This window comes from Pseudomonas sp. GL_117, from assembly GCF_057835125.1.
On the sequence record NZ_CM174418.1, the window covers coordinates 5,037,307 to 5,053,080 of the forward strand.

Below are 15,774 nucleotides of genomic sequence, written 5' to 3' on the forward strand. Positions count from 1 at the left end.
GTTGGACCACTGATTTGCATCCAACACCGATCAAATGTGGGAGCAGGCTTGCCTGCGAAGGCCACGACGCGGTTCCAGATCAGTCTACAAACCCAGGCAGCACTGGCACTGGTCGCTTATCGGCATCAATGGCCACAAAACTGAACACACCCTGGATCGCCTTTTCGCGACCATCAGCACTCATGCTCTCGACGAACACTTCCACCTCGACCTTGAGGCTGGTGTTACCGACTTTGATCACGCGACCGATCAACTCAACGATGGAACCCGCCGGGATCGCGTGGTTGAAGTCGATACGGTCGGTGGAGACCGTGACCAGTGGGAGACGGCAGAAACGGGTGGCCGTGATGAACGACACTTCATCCATCCACGCCAAGGCAGTGCCACCGAACAACGTATTGTGGTGATTGGTGGTCGGCGGGAACACGGCCTTGGTCACATGGGTGACGGACAGGTCGGTGCGGCGCTGGATTTCTTCAAGGCGGGAGGTCATGGACAAATACCGGCAAATAGACAAATTTCAGGCACAAAAAAGCAGCCCGTAGGCTGCTTTTTTCTGCATCGGGAAGCTGGACTTAAGCCAGTTTTTCCTTGATGCGAGCTGCTTTACCGGACAGGTCACGCAGGTAGTACAGCTTGGCTTTACGTACGTCACCGCGACGCTTGACGGCCATGCTGTCGATTTGCGGGCTGTAGGTCTGGAAAGTACGCTCTACGCCAACACCGTTGGAGATTTTACGAACAGTGAAAGCACTGTTCACACCACGGTTACGCTTGGCGATTACCACGCCTTCGAACGCTTGCAGACGCGAACGGTCGCCTTCCTTCACTTTCACCTGAACGACAATGGTGTCGCCCGGGGCAAAGGTAGGGATCTCTTTGGTCATCTGCTCTGCTTCGAGTGCAAGGATGATTTTGTTAGTCATGCTGTGCTCCTAAGGTAAGTCAATGGACCTACCATCGATACGTTGTTAACTATCGTCCCGCGCGAGGATGTATTCCTCGAGCAGCTTCTTCTCTTCTCCAGAAAGCGAGCGGCTTTCCAGAAGATCGGCGCGTCGTTCATAGGTCCGACCAAGGGACTGCTGTAAACGCCAACGCCGGATGTGTGCGTGATTGCCACTTAGCAATACGTCGGGAACACGCTGATCCGCATACACCTCCGGTCGGGTGTAGTGCGGGCAATCCAGCAAACCATCCGTGAAGGAATCTTCCTCCGCGGAGTCCGCATGCCCTAAAGCTCCAGGCAGCAGTCGTGTAACCGCATCTATCAGGACCATCGCCGGCAGCTCGCCGCCAGACAGGACATAGTCCCCAATCGACCACTCTTCATCGACATGAGCCTCTATAAAGCGCTCGTCAATGCCTTCATAGCGACCGGCAATCAGGATCAGTGCTTCCTCATTCGCCATGTCGCGTACCGCAGCCTGTTTCAGCTGACGGCCTTGAGGGGACAGGTAAATCACCTTCGCCTTCTCCCCCGCTGCAGCCTTGGCCTGGGCCAATGCGTCTTCCAGGGGCTTGATCTTCATCACCATGCCCGGGCCACCGCCAAATGGGCGATCGTCCACAGTGTGATGTCGATCCGTCGTGTAGTCTCGCGGGTTCCAACAGGTGAGCTGCAACAGCCCCTGTTTCACCGCCCGACTGGTGATGCCGTACTCGCTGATGGCGGAAAACATCTCGGGAAACAAACTGATCACTTCAATGCGCAGATTAGCCACGCTTAGAAGTCCGCATCCCATTCCACCTTCATCTCGCCCGCTGCCAGGTCGACGGCCAACACGCATTGCTCGGTATACGGCAACAGGCGTTCGCGATCATCCAGGCTGCCAGCGCAAGGCTTGACCACCATTACATCATTGGCGCCGGTTTCCAGAAGATGATCGATTTTCCCGAGCAATTGCCCGAGTTGATCAACAACCTTCAGACCTTCAAGCTGGTACCAGTAGTACTCGCCGTCGGTCAATTCAGGGAACAGGTTACGCGGCACGCAGATCTCATAACCGGCCAGAAGACGAGCTTCTTCACGATCATCAAGACCCTTGAGCTTTGCGACCAGGAACTTGTCGCTCCCGCGTCCACTGACCAGCTCGACCTGTTTCACACTACCTTCGCGCTTGAGCGTCCAGGTTTTGTACTGCAACAGGTTTTCAGTCGGATCAGTAAAGGAATACACCTTCACTTCGCCGCGAACGCCATGAACAGAGTAAATCTTGCCGATAACGATCAAATCATCAGCAACAGCTGGCGTCGCGTTCATATTGCTCAGGCTGCGGCCTTAGCCGAGTCCTTCAGCAGCTGAGCAACACGCTCAGATGGTTGTGCACCAACGCTCAGCCAGTAGGCTACGCGCTCTTGGTTCACGGACAGACGGACTTCTTGACCACGAGCAACCGGGTTGAAGAAGCCAACTTGTTCCTTGTGAGAGCCGTCACGTGGGTTGCGGCTGTCAGTTACGGTCAAGTGGTAAAACGGGCGCTTTTTGGAGCCGCCAAGGGCAAGACGGATTGTTAGCATGTGAACATCGTTCCTGTAGTCGGTGCTGCAAATCTAAATGCACAGCGGGCATAGGTGCCCGAAAGGCCGCATATTCTAAGGAATATCCGGACTTTTGCAAATGTCTTTTTCTGGCGCCTATAGGCGTGCCATTCAGATCTGCTATAGAGCCGTCGATTAAAACGGCGAGTCAGCCCCCGCCAACGGCGGGTTTGCTGGAGATCCCACATCCCTGTGGGTCGGAGCAGGAGCCAGGCCCCCGCTCGAATTCTTTACATTTTCGGCATGCCGCCACCGGGCAACATACCGCCCATGCCGCGCATCATCTTGGCCATACCGCCCTTGGCGGAGAATTTCTTCATCATCTTCTGCATCTGCTTGTGCTGCTTGATCAAGCGACCGATGTCCTGCACCTGGGTGCCGGAACCCATGGCGATCCGACGCTTGCGCGAACCGCTGATCAGCTCAGGGTCGCGGCGCTCGGCCGGGGTCATGGAGTTGATGATGGCTTCCATCTGCTTGAACTGCTTCTCTGCCGCGCCCTGGGCGTTGCCCATTTGCGCCAGGTTCACACCGCCGATGTTTGGCAGCTTGTCCATCAGGCCGCCGAGGCCGCCCATGTTCTTCATTTGTTGCAGCTGGTCGCGGAAGTCTTCGAGGTCGAAGCCCTTGCCCTTCTTCAGCTTCTTGGCCAGTTTGTCGGCCTTGTCCTTGTCGAGCGTGGCCTCGGCCTGCTCGATCAGGCTGAGCACGTCGCCCATGCCGAGGATACGCGAAGCGATACGCTCCGGATGGAACGGTTCGAGCGCGTCGCTCTTCTCGCCCATACCGATGAACTTGATCGGCTTGCCAGTAATGGCACGCACCGACAGCGCGGCACCGCCACGGGCGTCGCCGTCGACCTTGGTCAGGATCACGCCAGTCAGCGGCAGTGCGTCACCGAAGGCCTTGGCGGTGTTGGCCGCATCCTGGCCGGTCATGGCGTCGACCACGAACAGCGTCTCGACCGGGTTGATCGCAGCGTGCAACGCCTTGATCTCGCCCATCATCTCTTCGTCGATGTGCAAGCGACCGGCGGTATCGACGATGACCACGTCGATGAATTTCAGCCTGGCTTCTTTAATAGCCGCGTTGGCGATGTCGACCGGCTTCTGGCTCAGGTCGGACGGGAAGAAGGTCACGCCCACTTCGCCCGCAAGCATTTCCAGCTGCTTGATCGCCGCCGGACGGTATACGTCGGCCGACACGACCATCACGGACTTCTTCTTGCGCTCTTTAAGGAAGCGCGCCAGCTTGCCGGCAGTGGTGGTCTTGCCCGCACCTTGCAGGCCCGCCATCAGCACGACAGCCGGTGGCACGGCGCTGAGGTTCAGGTCTTCGTTGGCCGCGCCCATCAGGCTTTCGAGTTCAGCCTGGACGATTTTTACAAACGCCTGGCCCGGAGTCAGGCTGCGGGACACTTCAGTGCCGACCGCGCGCTCCTTGACCGAGTTGACGAAGTCCTTGACCACAGGCAACGCCACGTCGGCTTCCAGCAACGCCATGCGCACTTCGCGCAGGGTATCTTTAATATTGTCCTCGGTCAGCTTGGCCTTGCCGGTTACGTGGCGCAGCGTCTGCGAGAGACGGTCAGTCAAGTTTTCAAACATGCGCGATCCTTTCAGGCCCTATTCAGCGAAGTGCATTGGTAGACCGAGGTCATGGCGGCCCAGGCTGTGATAAATCGCTATTAAAAACAGCGCTTGGCGAGCCTGCGGCGTGGGCAGGTCGCGGATTATAGCGAAGACTGTCGCCGTGCACACCCGCTGTCTGGCCTGAGAGTCTTTCGTGTTACGCGGGGGTATGCCAAACTCAGCGGCTTTCGGGCTTGCCTAACAGGATTTATGCTCCCTTTGTCACCCAGTTTGCTATCCAGCCTCGCCGCCGCCGTGTTGTATGCCGCTGCGACTCTCTATCAGGGCACTCGTCTGGCCCAAGGCACCAAGGCGGACAAACGCCTGCTGGTCGGCCTTGGCGTCCTTGCCCTGCTGGCTCACGCTGCCAGCCTGTTTACCCACCTGATGACGCCAGTCGGCCTGGGCCTGGATTTTTTCAGTGCCGCCAGCCTGATCGCTGCCGCCGTGATCGCCTTGACGCTGATCGCCTGCTCGCGCATCCCGGTGGAAAACCTGCTGGTCCTGCTATTCCCCCTCGGCTTGCTGACGGTGCTGCTGGCGCAATTCGCCCCGACCGGCACCGTACCGGTGATCGATGAGGAGCCGGGCATCCTCGCGCATATCCTGCTGTCGATCCTGGCCTACGGCATGTTCACCATCGCGGTGTTCCAGGCCCTGCTCCTGCTGCTGCAGGACCACCAGCTCAAGCACAAGCATCCGTCCGGGCTGATCAAGAACTTCCCGCCGCTGCAAACCATGGAAAGCCTGCTGTTCGGTTTCCTGTGGGCCGGCTGGACACTGCTGTCGATGTCGCTGATTTCTGGCTGGCTGTTCTTCGAAAACCTGTTCGCCCAGCACCTGGTGCACAAAACCCTGTTGGCGTGCCTGGCCTGGGTGGTGTTCAGCGTGCTGCTGTGGGGCCGCAACCGTCTCGGCTGGCGCGGGCACAAGGCGATCCGCTGGACCCTGGCCGGTTTCTGCCTGCTGATGCTGGCCTATTTCGGCAGCAAGCTGGTTCGTGAATACATCCTGCATATCTGACGGACCGCGATCATGGACAACTTGCCCTTGGGGCCGATGCTCGCGGTAGTCGCCTTGCTGGTGTTATGGGCGGCGCTGTTTACCGCTATCGAGGCCGCGCAACAGCACCTGCTGGCACTGCGCCCGGGCACTCGCCAGGGCGACAAGGCGGCCGCGCGCCTGAACTTTCCGCGCAATAGCCTGATCCTGTGCAACAGCCTGTGTCGTGCCGCAGTGGTGATCCTCTGCACGCTGCTGGCGATCTATGCCTGGGCGCAGAACGGTCCATGGCTGGGCTGGCTGATCTCCTGTGCACTCCTGCTGGTCCTCGCCGACTACCTGCCCCGCGCCCTCGCCACCCGCTACCCGCAGGCGGTGCTCGGCTTTGGCAACGCGCTGCTGGGCGTGCCGCTGAAAATCCTCTATCCCCTGGCCTGGCTGCTCAACGGCATCAGCCTCTTGTTGCTGCGCCCGTTCGCCCGCAAGACCGGCGTGGTGAAAAAGAGCGACGAGCCACTGCCTGATCACGACGACGAACCCGAGCCCCAGGCCGACGCAGACCGTCCCCCTGGCATGCCCGGCATCCACGCCCTCGACAACATCACGGTCAATGACATCCTGGTACCGCGCAGCGAAGTGGACGGCATCAACCTGGATGACCCGATCGAAGCGATCATCGAGCAACTGCGCAGCTCCCAACGCACACGCCTGCCGGTATTCCACAGCGACATCAACCAAGTGGAAGCGGTGCTCAACACCCGCCAGATCCAGCACCTGCTGCCCGACGCCAGCCTGACCAAAGAAGCGTTGCTCGCCGCCTGCCACGAGCCCTACTTCGTCCCGGAGAGCACACCGCTGCAACTGCAACTGCTGAATTTCCACAAGCAGCAACGGCGCCTGGGCATGGTGGTGGACGAATACGGCGAAGTGCTGGGCATCGTGACCCTGGAAGACATCCTCGAAGAGATCGTCGGCGAATTCGAAAGCGAGCAGAGCGCGGACAACCCGCATATCGAGGCGCAACCAGACGGTCGCTATATCATCGATGGCGCCGCATCGATCCGCGAGTTGAACAAGAGCCTGAACTGGCACCTGCCCAGCGACGGGCCCAAAACCCTCAATGGTTTGGTCACTGAAGCGCTGGAAACCATCCCCGATTGCGCGGTGTGCCTGAAGATCGGCCGCTATCGCCTGGAGATCCTCGAGACCGAGGACAACCGGGTGAGCAAGGTGCTGATCTGGCACACCAATCGCGTGCCGGTCGCCGCCTGACTATCTGACACATTTGGTTTGCGGTGCATCAGTCCCTCTTGTTGTATCTCCAAACCCCTTCCTATAATCCCTGCGGCCTACCAGAGCCCCACCCGTCCGCGTGCTACCCGCACTCCAAGCGGACAGGCGCCGCATTACCGTGTCTGACCGGTGTCCGCCCCCATCCCGAGCGGCCCCGCACACAACCCTGATCCATGGGTGTTCGACCAATAATAATCCGCGTCCAAACGCGCACTGACTGCCAGGGATACCTTCATGAGCACCACCTATAACGAAGCGGCGACCGCTGCACCGAGCAACTCGACCGCGCGGGTTGCCACGGCGAGCATCGTCGGCACCGCCATCGAGTTCTACGACTTCTATATCTACGCCACTGCCGCTGCACTGGTGATTGGCCCGGTGTTCTTCCCGCAGACCTCCGGCACCGCGCAGATGCTGGCATCGTTCCTGACCTTCGGTATCGCCTTCATCGCCCGCCCGCTGGGTTCGGCGTTGTTCGGCCACTTCGGAGACCGTATCGGGCGTAAATCCACGCTGGTGGCCTCGCTGCTGCTGATGGGCGTGTGCACCACGTTGATCGGCTTGCTGCCGGGGTATGACAGCATCGGCGCCTGGGCCCCCACCCTGCTGTGTGTGCTGCGTTTCGGCCAGGGCCTTGGCCTGGGCGGGGAATGGGGTGGCGCAGCCTTGCTGGCGACTGAGAACGCACCGAAAGGCAAACGTGCCTGGTTCGGTATGTTCCCGCAATTGGGCCCGTCGATCGGCTTCCTGGCGGCCAACGGCTTGTTCCTGATCCTGGCCATGAGCCTGAGCGACGAGCAGTTCCGCAGCTGGGGCTGGCGTATCCCGTTCATCCTCAGCGCTGCGCTGGTGATGGTTGGCCTGTATGCGCGCCTCAAACTGCACGAGACCCCGGTGTTCGCCAATGCCGTGGCCAAAGAAGCGCCAGTCAAAGTGCCGTTGGTGGAGCTGTTCAGCCAGCATTGGCTGCCAGTACTGTTGGGCGCCGCATCGATGGTGGTGTGTTATGCGCTGTTCTACATCACCACGGCGTTTTCCCTGAGCTACGGCGTGTCCACCCTGGGCTACAGCCGCGAGACGTTCCTCGGCTTGCTGTGCTTCGCGGTGCTGTTCATGGGCCTGGCGACGCCACTGGCGGCCTTGGCCAGTGATCGCTACGGGCGCAAGCCGGTGCTGATCGTCGGCGCAATCCTGGCGATCCTGTCGGGTTTCACCATGGAACCACTGCTGACCCACGGTTCGACCTGGGCTGTGGCGCTGTTCCTGGCGCTGGAGCTGTTCCTGATGGGCGTGACCTTTGCGCCGATGGGCGCGATGCTGCCGGAACTGTTCCCGACCCGCGTGCGTTATACCGGCGCTTCGGCGGCCTATAACCTGGGTGGGATTGTGGGAGCCTCGGCGGCGCCGTTCTTCGCGACCAAGCTGGTGGCGATGGGCGGGCTGAGCTATGTCGGTGGGTATGTGTCGGCGGCAGCGTTGCTTAGCTTGATTGCGGTGCTGTGCCTGAAAGAGACGCGGGATAACGATTTGAATAAAGTCGCCTGATAGATCGCCTTCGCGAGCAAGCCCGCTCCCACACTTGACCGAGTTCCAGCATGAGAATGCGGTCAAATGTGGGAGCGGGCTTGCTCGCGAAGGGCGCGACGCGGTTTACAGCTCTACTACAACAGCCTTGGAAGCACGGGTCGCTTTAGCCCGAGCCGCTTCAATCGACTCATCCCGCGCCAACGCCACGCCCATACGGCGCTGGCCATTCACTTCCGGTTTACCAAACAGACGCAACGCCGTGTCCGGCTCGCTCAAGGCCGCGCCAAGGTTGGCGAATGCAGTCTGGGTCGACTGCCCCTCCACCAGAATCACCGCCGAAGCCGAAGGTCCGAACTGGCGGATCAATGGAATTGGCAGGCCGAGAATTGCCCGCGCGTGCAAGGCGAACTGCGACAGATCCTGGGAAATCAACGTCACCAAACCCGTGTCATGGGGACGCGGCGAAACTTCGCTGAACCACACCTGATCGCCCTTGATAAACAACTCCACGCCAAACAGACCACGGCCACCCAATGCTTCGGTGACCGCCTTGGCAACGCGCTCGGATTCGGCCAGGGCAATCGGGCTCATGGCCTGTGGCTGCCAGGACTCCTGGTAATCGCCCTTCTCCTGACGATGACCAACCGGCGCGCAGAAGGTGGTGCCGCCAATGTGGCGCACGGTCAGCAAGGTGATCTCGTAGTCGAAGTCGATAAAGCCTTCGATGATCACCCGCCCTTTGCCGGCGCGCCCGCCTTCCTGGGCGTACTCCCAGGCTTTCTGCACGTCGTCGGTGCTGCGCAGCAGGCTCTGGCCCTTGCCCGACGAACTCATCACCGGCTTGACCACGCACGGGAAGCCCAGGTCCTGGACGGCCTTGCTGTAGTCTTCGAAGGTATCAGCGAAGTGATACGGCGAGGTCGGCAGGTCCAGCTCTTCAGCGGCCAGGCGACGGATGCCTTCGCGGTTCATGGTCAGCGAGGTTGCGCGTGCAGTCGGGATCACGGTGAAGCCTTCGGCTTCCAGCTCTACCAGGGTGGCGGTGGCGATGGCTTCGATTTCCGGCACGATGAAGTGCGGCTTCTCGGCCTCGATCACCGCACGCAGGGCGGCGCCGTCGAGCATATTGATCACGTGGCTGCGGTGCGCGACCTGCATGGCCGGCGCATTGGCGTAGCGATCCACGGCAATCACTTCAACGCCCAGGCGTTGCAGCTCGATTACCACTTCCTTGCCCAGCTCACCGCAGCCACACAGCAAAACGCGGGTCGCGGTTGGCGACAATGGAGTTCCGATTCGGGTCATCTCAGGTCCTCAGGGGAGCGGATCATGGGGAGAAAGGCCGGCATTTTACATGAACTGCAAGAATTGGCCTCAGTTGGCGACAGCTCGCTTGTGCACGCGCCAGGCCATGATCAGCCACACCACCGTGACCCCGGCGAATTTCGACACCAGCGCCGTGCCCGCGACGGCCGGGGTAAGCGCACCGATCAAGCCGAAAAAGATAAAGGTATCGAGGGGAATGCTCAGCGCCGAGCTTATCCACAGGCGGTCGTGAAGCGCACGCTTGGTGATGCTGAACACCAGCCAGTCGATGCACTCGGACACCGCAAACGCCGTGGCGCTGGCCAGCGCGATCGCCGGGTCGGACGTGACATAGGACAGCACCAGCGCCGCCAGCATGGCGACGATTGCACCGTGGCCGAAGCGGGTTTGCACCATGTCGCGCAGGATAAACACCAGGCCACCCCAGGCGGACCAGATGACATCCAGGTGCGGGGCGGTGGAGAAGGCGAAGTTGATCAGCACGACGCTGCTGATGTAGGCGATCAGGAAGAGCATGGGAAAGTGGACCTGTGGGTTATGCCGCACAGGGTACTTCACAATTGGAAATATGTCGTCGGGGCGGGCCCCTTCGCGAGCAAGCCCGCTCCCACATTTGGACCGCGTTTATTCTGTAGGAATGCGGTCAACTGTGGGAGCGGACTTGCTCGCGAAAGCAATCTATCAGGCGCTAGATTTCCCCGAAACCATAAACACCATCCCCCCCGCCACCGCACGCTCATGGCACAACCCCAACACCACACGGCGCTCGGCATTGTCCATGCGCCCCCAGCGCGTGATCTCGTCTACCGTACGCTGGCAGCCGGTACAGATATCGTCGTCATCCAGCGCACAAATACTCACGCACGGCGAGGCAACGGAGCGTTCGATCGGGTTCATTCTTCCTGCTCAGCCAAGTCACGCGCATAACGCTGCGAGTTGTGCACATAGTGCGCGGCGCTGGCTTCCAGCATCTTCTTCTGCGCCTCGGTCAACTCACGCACCACCTTGCCCGGCGAACCCATCACCAGCGAGCCGTCAGGAATTTCCTTGCCTTCGCCGATCAGCGAATTGGCGCCGATGATGCAATGCTTGCCAATCCTGGCGCCATTGAGGATCACCGCGTTGATGCCAATCAGGCTGTAGTCGTCGACGGTACAGCCGTGCAACATGGCGTTGTGGCCGATGGTCACGCCGGTGCCCAGGGTCAGCGGGTAGCCCATGTCGGTGTGCATCACGCTGCCGTCTTGCACGTTGCTGTTCTTGCCAATCAGGATCAGCTCGTTGTCGCCACGCAACACCGCGTTGAACCAGACGTTGGCGCCCTCCTCCAGCTTGACCTTGCCCACCAGCGTGGCATTGGGGGCCACCCAGCTGTGGGGATGCGTCTCGACGCGGGCGTCGCCCAGGCGGTATTTCATGGTGTGTCCTCACGGCATGCCATTCAAACGATGGCTTTTAGCTATTGATGAAGCTCTTGGGGGGCTGATGCAGGCTGATCTTGGCGTCGTCATAGAGCAGGTTGATCAGCTCGACGATCATGATCGCCGTCAGGCCCCAGATCTTGTATTCGCCAAACCGATAACTGGGCACGTACCAACTGCGGCCCTGGTAATCGATCCTGTGGGTATGTTCACGCGGGTCCTGTCGGAAGAACTCCAAAGGCACGCTGAAAACGGCGGCAATCTCGGCGTCGTTGGCCAGGTATTCGACGTAATCGGGGATAACGCCGACATAAGGCGTGACCCGAATGCCATGCAGGGAAATCAACGGGCTCAACGGGCCGATCACCTCCACCAGGCCGGGCGGCAGGCCGATTTCTTCTTCGGCCTCGCGCAAGGCGGTAAAGATCAGGTCCGGGTCTTCGGGGTCACGGCGCCCGCCGGGGAAGGCCACTTCGCCACCGTGGGTCGACAGGCCGCTGGCGCGCAGGGTCAGGATCAGCTCAGGTTCGTCACTACGGGTAATCGGCACCAGCACCGCGGCCTCGGGGAAACGTCCGTCAGTTTCCAGCGTGTGGGGGGTGTGATTGCTTACCCGGCGAAGTAGCTCGTCCAGCATGAGTCATCTCGGTCTGTTGGCTACCTTGCATCATGCACCAAAGCGTGCGGGTGCCCAACCCCAAAACCCTGTCGGTGTCGCTAAACGACAACTTGTTGCAGCGCCCTGCCCTCCACGCCAAGATAGACGCACTTTCCAGGAACCCCAGCATGAATTTCTGCAGCCAGTGCGGTAAACCGGTCACCCAACGCATCCCCGACGGCGACGGCCGCCTGCGTTTTGTGTGTGATCACTGTTCGACCATTCATTATCAGAACCCCAATATCGTGGCCGGCACCGTGCCGGTGTGGGGCGATAAAGTGCTGTTGTGCCGCCGCGCCATCGAACCGCGCCTGGGTTACTGGACCCTGCCCGCCGGCTTCATGGAAAACGGCGAGACCGTCGAACAGGCCGCCGCCCGCGAAACCCTGGAAGAAGCCTGCGCCCGTGTGTGCAACCTGAGCATCTACACCCTGATCGATGTGCCCCACATCAACCAGGTGCACATCTTCTACCGTGCCGAACTGGTCGACCTGGATTTCGCCGCAGGCCCCGAAAGCCTTGAAGTGCAGCTGTTCGACGAAGCCGACATCCCTTGGTCCGAGCTGGCTTTCCGCACGGTCGGGCGTACCTTAGAATGCTTTTTCGCCGACCGCCGCCAACAGCAGTTCCCGGTGCGCAGCGAAGCGGTGCCGCCGATGATGCCGTCGCCCAAATAATTCCAGGCAGCACTTTTTCTCAGGGAAACCGTTTTAATGCGTTTGTTGCTCGCTCTTATCTGCCTGTCGTTCGCTACGTTGTCATCAGCCTCCACCGTAGAAACCATCGGCGGCAAAACCGTCGAAAAAGTCCTGGTCCTCAAGTCCGCCCACCAATTGCAGTTGATCAACGACGGCAAGCCCCTCAAGACCTACCGCATTTCCCTCGGCAAGAACCCCAAGGGCCAAAAACTGGTCGAGGGCGACCGCCGCACGCCGGAGGGCCTGTACTGGCTCGACTGGCGCAAGACCAGCGAGCGCTTCAACCTGGCCATGCACATTTCCTACCCCAATATCAGTGACGCCGCACGCGCCCGCCGCGAAGGCGTGAAGCCCGGCAGCATGATCATGATCCACGGCACCCCCGACACCGAAGAATACCCGGAGCAGTGGTTCCACACCCTGGACTGGACCGACGGCTGCATCGGCATGCGCAACGTCGACATGCGGGAAGTGTGGAACCTGGTCAAGGACGGCACCCTGATCGAGATTCGTCCGTAATCGTCGACCGTTCGTAAATTAATTCAAAAAAAATCCCACCTCAGATCACGCCCGCCGGTGAATACCAGTTCACCGCGCCGGGCTGCGCTGCTCTGCGCGCAACAAAGACCTCTCTAATACCACTTGAAAATAAGCCCTACTACAGGGCTCTAAAACCCTGGCCTGTACCATTTTGGCTGCATTGACATGGTATTTAAGTGGTATTAATTTCCGGCCAATACCGGGCGACAACACTCCAATAACCGCATCGGAAACCTGAACGATGAACCCCATCCTGGCCCTGCGCCCCGACGACAAGCAATCCACGCCGCTGTACCTGCAACTGGCGCGCAAACTGGAAGCGGCGATCCATGCCGGCCAGTGGACGTCCGAACAGGCGCTGCCCTCGGAACGTGCGCTGTGCGAGCAGTTGAGCATCTCGCGGGTCACCGCCCGCAAAGCCCTGGAAGTGCTGTTTGCCCAAGGCCTGATCCGCCGCAGCCAAGGCTCGGGCACCTTTATCACGCCGCGCCTGGAACAGCCGTTGTCACGCCTGTCCGGTTTCAGCGAGATGCTGCGCCTCAAGGGCTTCGTGCCCAGCTCCCAATGGCTGGAGCGCGACATCACCCCGCCGACCCACGAAGAACTGATCCGCCTGTGCCTGTCGCCCACCGACAAAGTCGCGCGCCTCAAGCGCCTGCGCAAAGCCGACGACACGGTGATGGCCATTGAAATGACCGCCATGCCCGCCACCGTCTTGCCCAACCCACAGGTGGTCGGCAGCTCGCTGTACGAATACCTGGAAGGCATTGGCAAACCCATCGTGCGCGCCTTGCAACACATCCAGGCAATCAACGCCTCGGACGAATTCGCCAAGCTGGTCGGCATCGCCCCCGGCACCGCCATGCTGCTGATGACCCGCGTGGGCTACACCGCCGACAACACGCCGATTGAAATCACCGACACCTATTGCCGCAACGATTACTACGACTTTGTCGCAGAGCTGCGCCGCTATGACTTTGCCGCCGAGTTGCGGCCTTAGAGAACTGCCATGTCCGAAGACAATATCCTCACGCCCCACGGCTGGATGCGCGGCCGCCTGGTGCACGAACACGGCAAGGTGGTCGCCATCGACGGCGCGCCTTGCGACCCGGCCAGCAACGATTTGCCCTACCTGCTGCCGGGCTTTATCGACCTGCATGTGCACGGCGGTGGCGGCAAGGACATCATGGAAGGCGTTGCCGCCTTCCAGACCATTACCCGCACCCACGTGCGCTTTGGCACCACGTCAATGCTGGCTACGACCATGACCGCGCCGGTGGACGAGATCTCCCGTGTGCTCGAGCAACTCGGCAGCTTCTGCGAGCAACGCCCTACAGGCTGCGCCCGGGTACTTGGCGTTCACCTGGAAGGGCCCTACATCAATCCGGGAAAACTCGGCGCCCAGCCCAACTTCGCCCACACCGCGTTGATAGATGAAGTGCAAGCCTACCTGCGCCTGGCGCCGATCCGCGTGATCACCATCGCCCCGGAAATCGCCGGCCATGACGCCTTGATCCGCGCCCTCAGCGCACGCGGCATCCGCATGCAGATCGGCCACACCCTGGGCAGCTACGAAGAAGGTGTCGCCGCCCTCGCCGCCGGCGCCAGCAGCTTCACCCATTTGTACAACGCCATGAGCCCGCTGCATCACCGTGAGCCAGGCATCGTCGGTGCCGCGTTGGCCCACGCCAAGTACGCCGAGCTGATTCCCGACTTGCTGCACGTGCACCCCGGCGCCATGCGCGTGGCCCTGCGCGCGATCCCCTGCCTGTACTGCGTCACCGACTCCACCGCCGCCGCCGGCATGCCCGACGGCGAATACAAGCTGGGCAGCCACACCGTGACCAAATGCCTGGGCGGCGTGCGCCTGGCCGACGGCACCCTGGCCGGCAGTACGCTGACCATGGATCAGGCGCTGCGCAACCTGGTGAAAATCGGCCTGCCCATCAGCGAAGCCTCACAACGCCTGTCGCAATTTCCGGCGGACTACCTGGGCCTGGAAGAACGCGGCCGCCTGCAACCCGGCAGCTTTGCCGACTGCGTGCGCCTGGACCGCTCCCTGCAACTCACCGACGTAATGGTCGAAGGAGAAACCATTGACTTCAAAAATGCTTGAAGAGGCCCTGGCCTCCTGCGACGCCGTCGCCGCCCAACTGCAACGCCTGCAGCCGCTGCTCGAGGAAATCGCCGGGCGCCTGCGGCGCCAGCCGCCGCAAGTGGCGATGACCATCGCGCGCGGCAGCTCGGACCACGCCGCCAGCTACTTTGCCTACCTGGCAATGCAGCATGTGGGCATTCCGGTCGCCTCGTTGCCGATGTCGGTGGTGACGTTGCTGCAAGCGCCAATGAAGGTCAGCGGCCAGGTGGCGTTCGGTTTCTCTCAATCGGGACAGAGCCCGGACCTGGTCAACAGCCTGCGCCTGCTGCGCAAGCGCGGCGCGCTGAGTATCTCGATGGTCAACGCCGAAGACTCGCCGCTGGAGGCCGCCTGCGAATTTCACGTACCGCTGTGCGCAGGGCCGGAACAGAGTGTCGCCGCCACCAAGAGCTTTATCGCCACCCTCAGCGCCAGCGCGCAGTTGGTCGGCCACTGGAACGGCGAAGCGGATTTGCTGCAAGCCTGCCAGGCACTGCCCGACGGCCTGCGCGAAGCGGCCCGGCAGGACTGGTCCGCAGCCATTGAAGCGCTGCGCGGTTGCCAGCAACTGATGGTGATCGGCCGTGGTGCCGGGTTTGCCATCGCCCAGGAAGCCGCACTCAAACTCAAGGAAACCTCGGCGATCCAGGCCGAAGCCTTCAGCAGCGCCGAAGTGCGCCACGGCCCGATGGCGTTGATTGGCGACAACTACCCGCTACTGGTCTTCGCCCCACGCGGCGCCGAGCAAGCCGGCCTGTTGAGCCTGGCCGCCGATATGCGCCAACGCGGCGCCCGCGTGCTGCTGGCTGCACCGGACGACATCGCCGAGCGCGACCTGACCCTGAACCGCGCCGAACACCCGAGCCTGGACCCGATCCTGGCGATCCAGAGTTTCTACGTGATGGCCGCAGGCCTCGCCGTCGCCCGGGGCATGAACCCGGACCAGCCGCGCCACCTGAGCAAAGTCACTCGCACTCACTGAGTCGATTGCCGCGTTTTC

General features: G+C 61.2%; 19 protein-coding genes. 8 read left to right on the forward strand and 11 right to left on the reverse strand.

Annotated elements, in window-relative coordinates:
- Positions 1–79 precede the first annotated feature (79 nt).
- The 6 genes from AC3ISR_RS22940 to ffh form a co-directional block, all read right to left on the reverse strand.
- Positions 80–493, reverse strand: a complete 414-nt coding sequence (locus AC3ISR_RS22940) for an acyl-CoA thioesterase (RefSeq protein WP_192299522.1) — start codon at positions 491–493, stop codon at positions 80–82.
- An 82-nt stretch (positions 494–575) separates the two neighbouring features.
- Positions 576–926: a 50S ribosomal protein L19 gene (gene rplS, locus AC3ISR_RS22945; protein ID WP_003175895.1), complete on the reverse strand. Its 351-nt coding sequence runs from the start codon at positions 924–926 to the stop codon at positions 576–578.
- 45 nt (positions 927–971) lie between these two features.
- On the reverse strand, positions 972–1,745 hold the full coding sequence (gene trmD, locus AC3ISR_RS22950; RefSeq protein ID WP_192299523.1) for a tRNA (guanosine(37)-N1)-methyltransferase TrmD: 774 nt from the start codon (positions 1,743–1,745) through the stop codon (positions 972–974).
- Positions 1,727–2,263, reverse strand: coding sequence for a ribosome maturation factor RimM (gene rimM / locus AC3ISR_RS22955; protein WP_017736776.1), 537 nt, complete (start codon positions 2,261–2,263; stop codon positions 1,727–1,729). The genes trmD and rimM overlap by 19 nt, the downstream gene beginning before the upstream one ends.
- Before the next feature lie 5 nt (positions 2,264–2,268).
- On the reverse strand, positions 2,269–2,520 hold the full coding sequence (gene rpsP / locus AC3ISR_RS22960; protein WP_045059142.1) for a 30S ribosomal protein S16: 252 nt from the start codon (positions 2,518–2,520) through the stop codon (positions 2,269–2,271).
- Between the two features lie 251 nt (positions 2,521–2,771).
- The gene (gene ffh, locus AC3ISR_RS22965; protein ID WP_024077237.1) at positions 2,772–4,148 is read right to left on the reverse strand and encodes a signal recognition particle protein; all 1,377 of its coding nucleotides are present in this window, start codon (positions 4,146–4,148) and stop codon (positions 2,772–2,774) included.
- A 234-nt stretch (positions 4,149–4,382) separates the two neighbouring features.
- Here ffh and AC3ISR_RS22970 point away from each other — a divergent pair, with 234 nt between their 5' ends.
- The 3 genes from AC3ISR_RS22970 (at position 4,383) to AC3ISR_RS22980 (ending at position 8,012) form a co-directional block, all read left to right on the forward strand.
- On the forward strand, positions 4,383–5,195 hold the full coding sequence (locus AC3ISR_RS22970; protein ID WP_192299524.1) for a cytochrome C assembly family protein: 813 nt from the start codon (positions 4,383–4,385) through the stop codon (positions 5,193–5,195).
- Positions 5,196–5,207: 12 nt separating this feature from the next.
- The gene (locus AC3ISR_RS22975; RefSeq protein WP_463984122.1) at positions 5,208–6,446 is read left to right on the forward strand and encodes a transporter associated domain-containing protein; all 1,239 of its coding nucleotides are present in this window, start codon (positions 5,208–5,210) and stop codon (positions 6,444–6,446) included.
- A gap of 255 nt (positions 6,447–6,701) precedes the next feature.
- The gene (locus AC3ISR_RS22980) at positions 6,702–8,012 is read left to right on the forward strand and encodes an MFS transporter (RefSeq protein WP_489324492.1); all 1,311 of its coding nucleotides are present in this window, start codon (positions 6,702–6,704) and stop codon (positions 8,010–8,012) included.
- 105 nt (positions 8,013–8,117) lie between these two features.
- On the opposite strand, the gene purT is transcribed toward AC3ISR_RS22980, so the two are convergent.
- From purT to AC3ISR_RS23005, 5 genes are all read right to left on the reverse strand, one after another.
- A complete protein-coding gene (gene purT / locus AC3ISR_RS22985; protein ID WP_192299527.1) occupies positions 8,118–9,299 on the reverse strand; it encodes a formate-dependent phosphoribosylglycinamide formyltransferase in 1,182 nt (393 codons plus the stop codon).
- A 69-nt stretch (positions 9,300–9,368) separates the two neighbouring features.
- Entirely contained in the window at positions 9,369–9,836 is a 468-nt protein-coding gene (locus tag AC3ISR_RS22990; protein ID WP_192299528.1) for a VUT family protein, read from the reverse strand.
- A 165-nt stretch (positions 9,837–10,001) separates the two neighbouring features.
- Positions 10,002–10,217: a DUF1289 domain-containing protein gene (locus AC3ISR_RS22995; protein WP_192299529.1), complete on the reverse strand. Its 216-nt coding sequence runs from the start codon at positions 10,215–10,217 to the stop codon at positions 10,002–10,004.
- The gene (locus AC3ISR_RS23000; RefSeq protein ID WP_192299530.1) at positions 10,214–10,738 is read right to left on the reverse strand and encodes a gamma carbonic anhydrase family protein; all 525 of its coding nucleotides are present in this window, start codon (positions 10,736–10,738) and stop codon (positions 10,214–10,216) included. The genes AC3ISR_RS22995 and AC3ISR_RS23000 overlap by 4 nt, the downstream gene beginning before the upstream one ends.
- A gap of 37 nt (positions 10,739–10,775) precedes the next feature.
- Positions 10,776–11,378, reverse strand: a complete 603-nt coding sequence (locus AC3ISR_RS23005; RefSeq protein ID WP_192299531.1) for a CoA pyrophosphatase — start codon at positions 11,376–11,378, stop codon at positions 10,776–10,778.
- Positions 11,379–11,527: 149 nt separating this feature from the next.
- On the opposite strand from AC3ISR_RS23005, the gene AC3ISR_RS23010 reads away from it, so the two are divergent.
- The 5 genes from AC3ISR_RS23010 (at position 11,528) to AC3ISR_RS23030 (ending at position 15,756) form a co-directional block, all read left to right on the forward strand.
- Positions 11,528–12,076 (forward strand): NUDIX hydrolase, encoded by a 549-nt coding sequence (locus tag AC3ISR_RS23010; protein ID WP_192299532.1) that lies wholly within the window; start codon positions 11,528–11,530, stop codon positions 12,074–12,076.
- 36 nt (positions 12,077–12,112) lie between these two features.
- A complete protein-coding gene (locus AC3ISR_RS23015; RefSeq protein WP_192299533.1) occupies positions 12,113–12,616 on the forward strand; it encodes a L,D-transpeptidase family protein in 504 nt (167 codons plus the stop codon).
- A 262-nt stretch (positions 12,617–12,878) separates the two neighbouring features.
- Positions 12,879–13,637, forward strand: a complete 759-nt coding sequence (locus tag AC3ISR_RS23020) for a GntR family transcriptional regulator (RefSeq protein ID WP_192299534.1) — start codon at positions 12,879–12,881, stop codon at positions 13,635–13,637.
- Positions 13,638–13,646: 9 nt separating this feature from the next.
- On the forward strand, positions 13,647–14,753 hold the full coding sequence (gene nagA, locus AC3ISR_RS23025; RefSeq protein ID WP_463984124.1) for an N-acetylglucosamine-6-phosphate deacetylase: 1,107 nt from the start codon (positions 13,647–13,649) through the stop codon (positions 14,751–14,753).
- Positions 14,746–15,756 (forward strand): SIS domain-containing protein, encoded by a 1,011-nt coding sequence (locus tag AC3ISR_RS23030; RefSeq protein ID WP_412547879.1) that lies wholly within the window; start codon positions 14,746–14,748, stop codon positions 15,754–15,756. Before nagA ends, AC3ISR_RS23030 begins: the two co-directional genes overlap by 8 nt.
- Positions 15,757–15,774: the final 18 nt, after the last annotated feature.

Bases quoted from the DNA above. Each gene is read 5' to 3' on its own strand.
- AC3ISR_RS23030 (WP_412547879.1), top strand. From the start codon at position 14,746: ATGCTTGAAGAGGCCCTGGCCTCCTGCGACGCCGTCGCCGCCCAACTG.
- rimM (WP_017736776.1), bottom strand. From the start codon at position 2,263: ATGAACGCGACGCCAGCTGTTGCTGATGATTTGATCGTTATCGGCAAG.
- AC3ISR_RS22940 (WP_192299522.1), bottom strand. From the start codon at position 493: ATGACCTCCCGCCTTGAAGAAATCCAGCGCCGCACCGACCTGTCCGTC.
- AC3ISR_RS23020 (WP_192299534.1), top strand. From the start codon at position 12,879: ATGAACCCCATCCTGGCCCTGCGCCCCGACGACAAGCAATCCACGCCG.
- AC3ISR_RS22995 (WP_192299529.1), bottom strand. From the start codon at position 10,217: ATGAACCCGATCGAACGCTCCGTTGCCTCGCCGTGCGTGAGTATTTGT.
- purT (WP_192299527.1), bottom strand. From the start codon at position 9,299: ATGACCCGAATCGGAACTCCATTGTCGCCAACCGCGACCCGCGTTTTG.
- AC3ISR_RS22990 (WP_192299528.1), bottom strand. From the start codon at position 9,836: ATGCTCTTCCTGATCGCCTACATCAGCAGCGTCGTGCTGATCAACTTC.
- trmD (WP_192299523.1), bottom strand. From the start codon at position 1,745: ATGGGATGCGGACTTCTAAGCGTGGCTAATCTGCGCATTGAAGTGATC.
- rpsP (WP_045059142.1), bottom strand. From the start codon at position 2,520: ATGCTAACAATCCGTCTTGCCCTTGGCGGCTCCAAAAAGCGCCCGTTT.
- AC3ISR_RS23010 (WP_192299532.1), top strand. From the start codon at position 11,528: ATGAATTTCTGCAGCCAGTGCGGTAAACCGGTCACCCAACGCATCCCC.
- AC3ISR_RS23000 (WP_192299530.1), bottom strand. From the start codon at position 10,738: ATGAAATACCGCCTGGGCGACGCCCGCGTCGAGACGCATCCCCACAGC.
- nagA (WP_463984124.1), top strand. From the start codon at position 13,647: ATGTCCGAAGACAATATCCTCACGCCCCACGGCTGGATGCGCGGCCGC.
- AC3ISR_RS22975 (WP_463984122.1), top strand. From the start codon at position 5,208: ATGGACAACTTGCCCTTGGGGCCGATGCTCGCGGTAGTCGCCTTGCTG.
- AC3ISR_RS22970 (WP_192299524.1), top strand. From the start codon at position 4,383: ATGCTCCCTTTGTCACCCAGTTTGCTATCCAGCCTCGCCGCCGCCGTG.
- AC3ISR_RS23015 (WP_192299533.1), top strand. From the start codon at position 12,113: ATGCGTTTGTTGCTCGCTCTTATCTGCCTGTCGTTCGCTACGTTGTCA.
- ffh (WP_024077237.1), bottom strand. From the start codon at position 4,148: ATGTTTGAAAACTTGACTGACCGTCTCTCGCAGACGCTGCGCCACGTA.
- rplS (WP_003175895.1), bottom strand. From the start codon at position 926: ATGACTAACAAAATCATCCTTGCACTCGAAGCAGAGCAGATGACCAAA.
- AC3ISR_RS23005 (WP_192299531.1), bottom strand. From the start codon at position 11,378: ATGCTGGACGAGCTACTTCGCCGGGTAAGCAATCACACCCCCCACACG.
- AC3ISR_RS22980 (WP_489324492.1), top strand. From the start codon at position 6,702: ATGAGCACCACCTATAACGAAGCGGCGACCGCTGCACCGAGCAACTCG.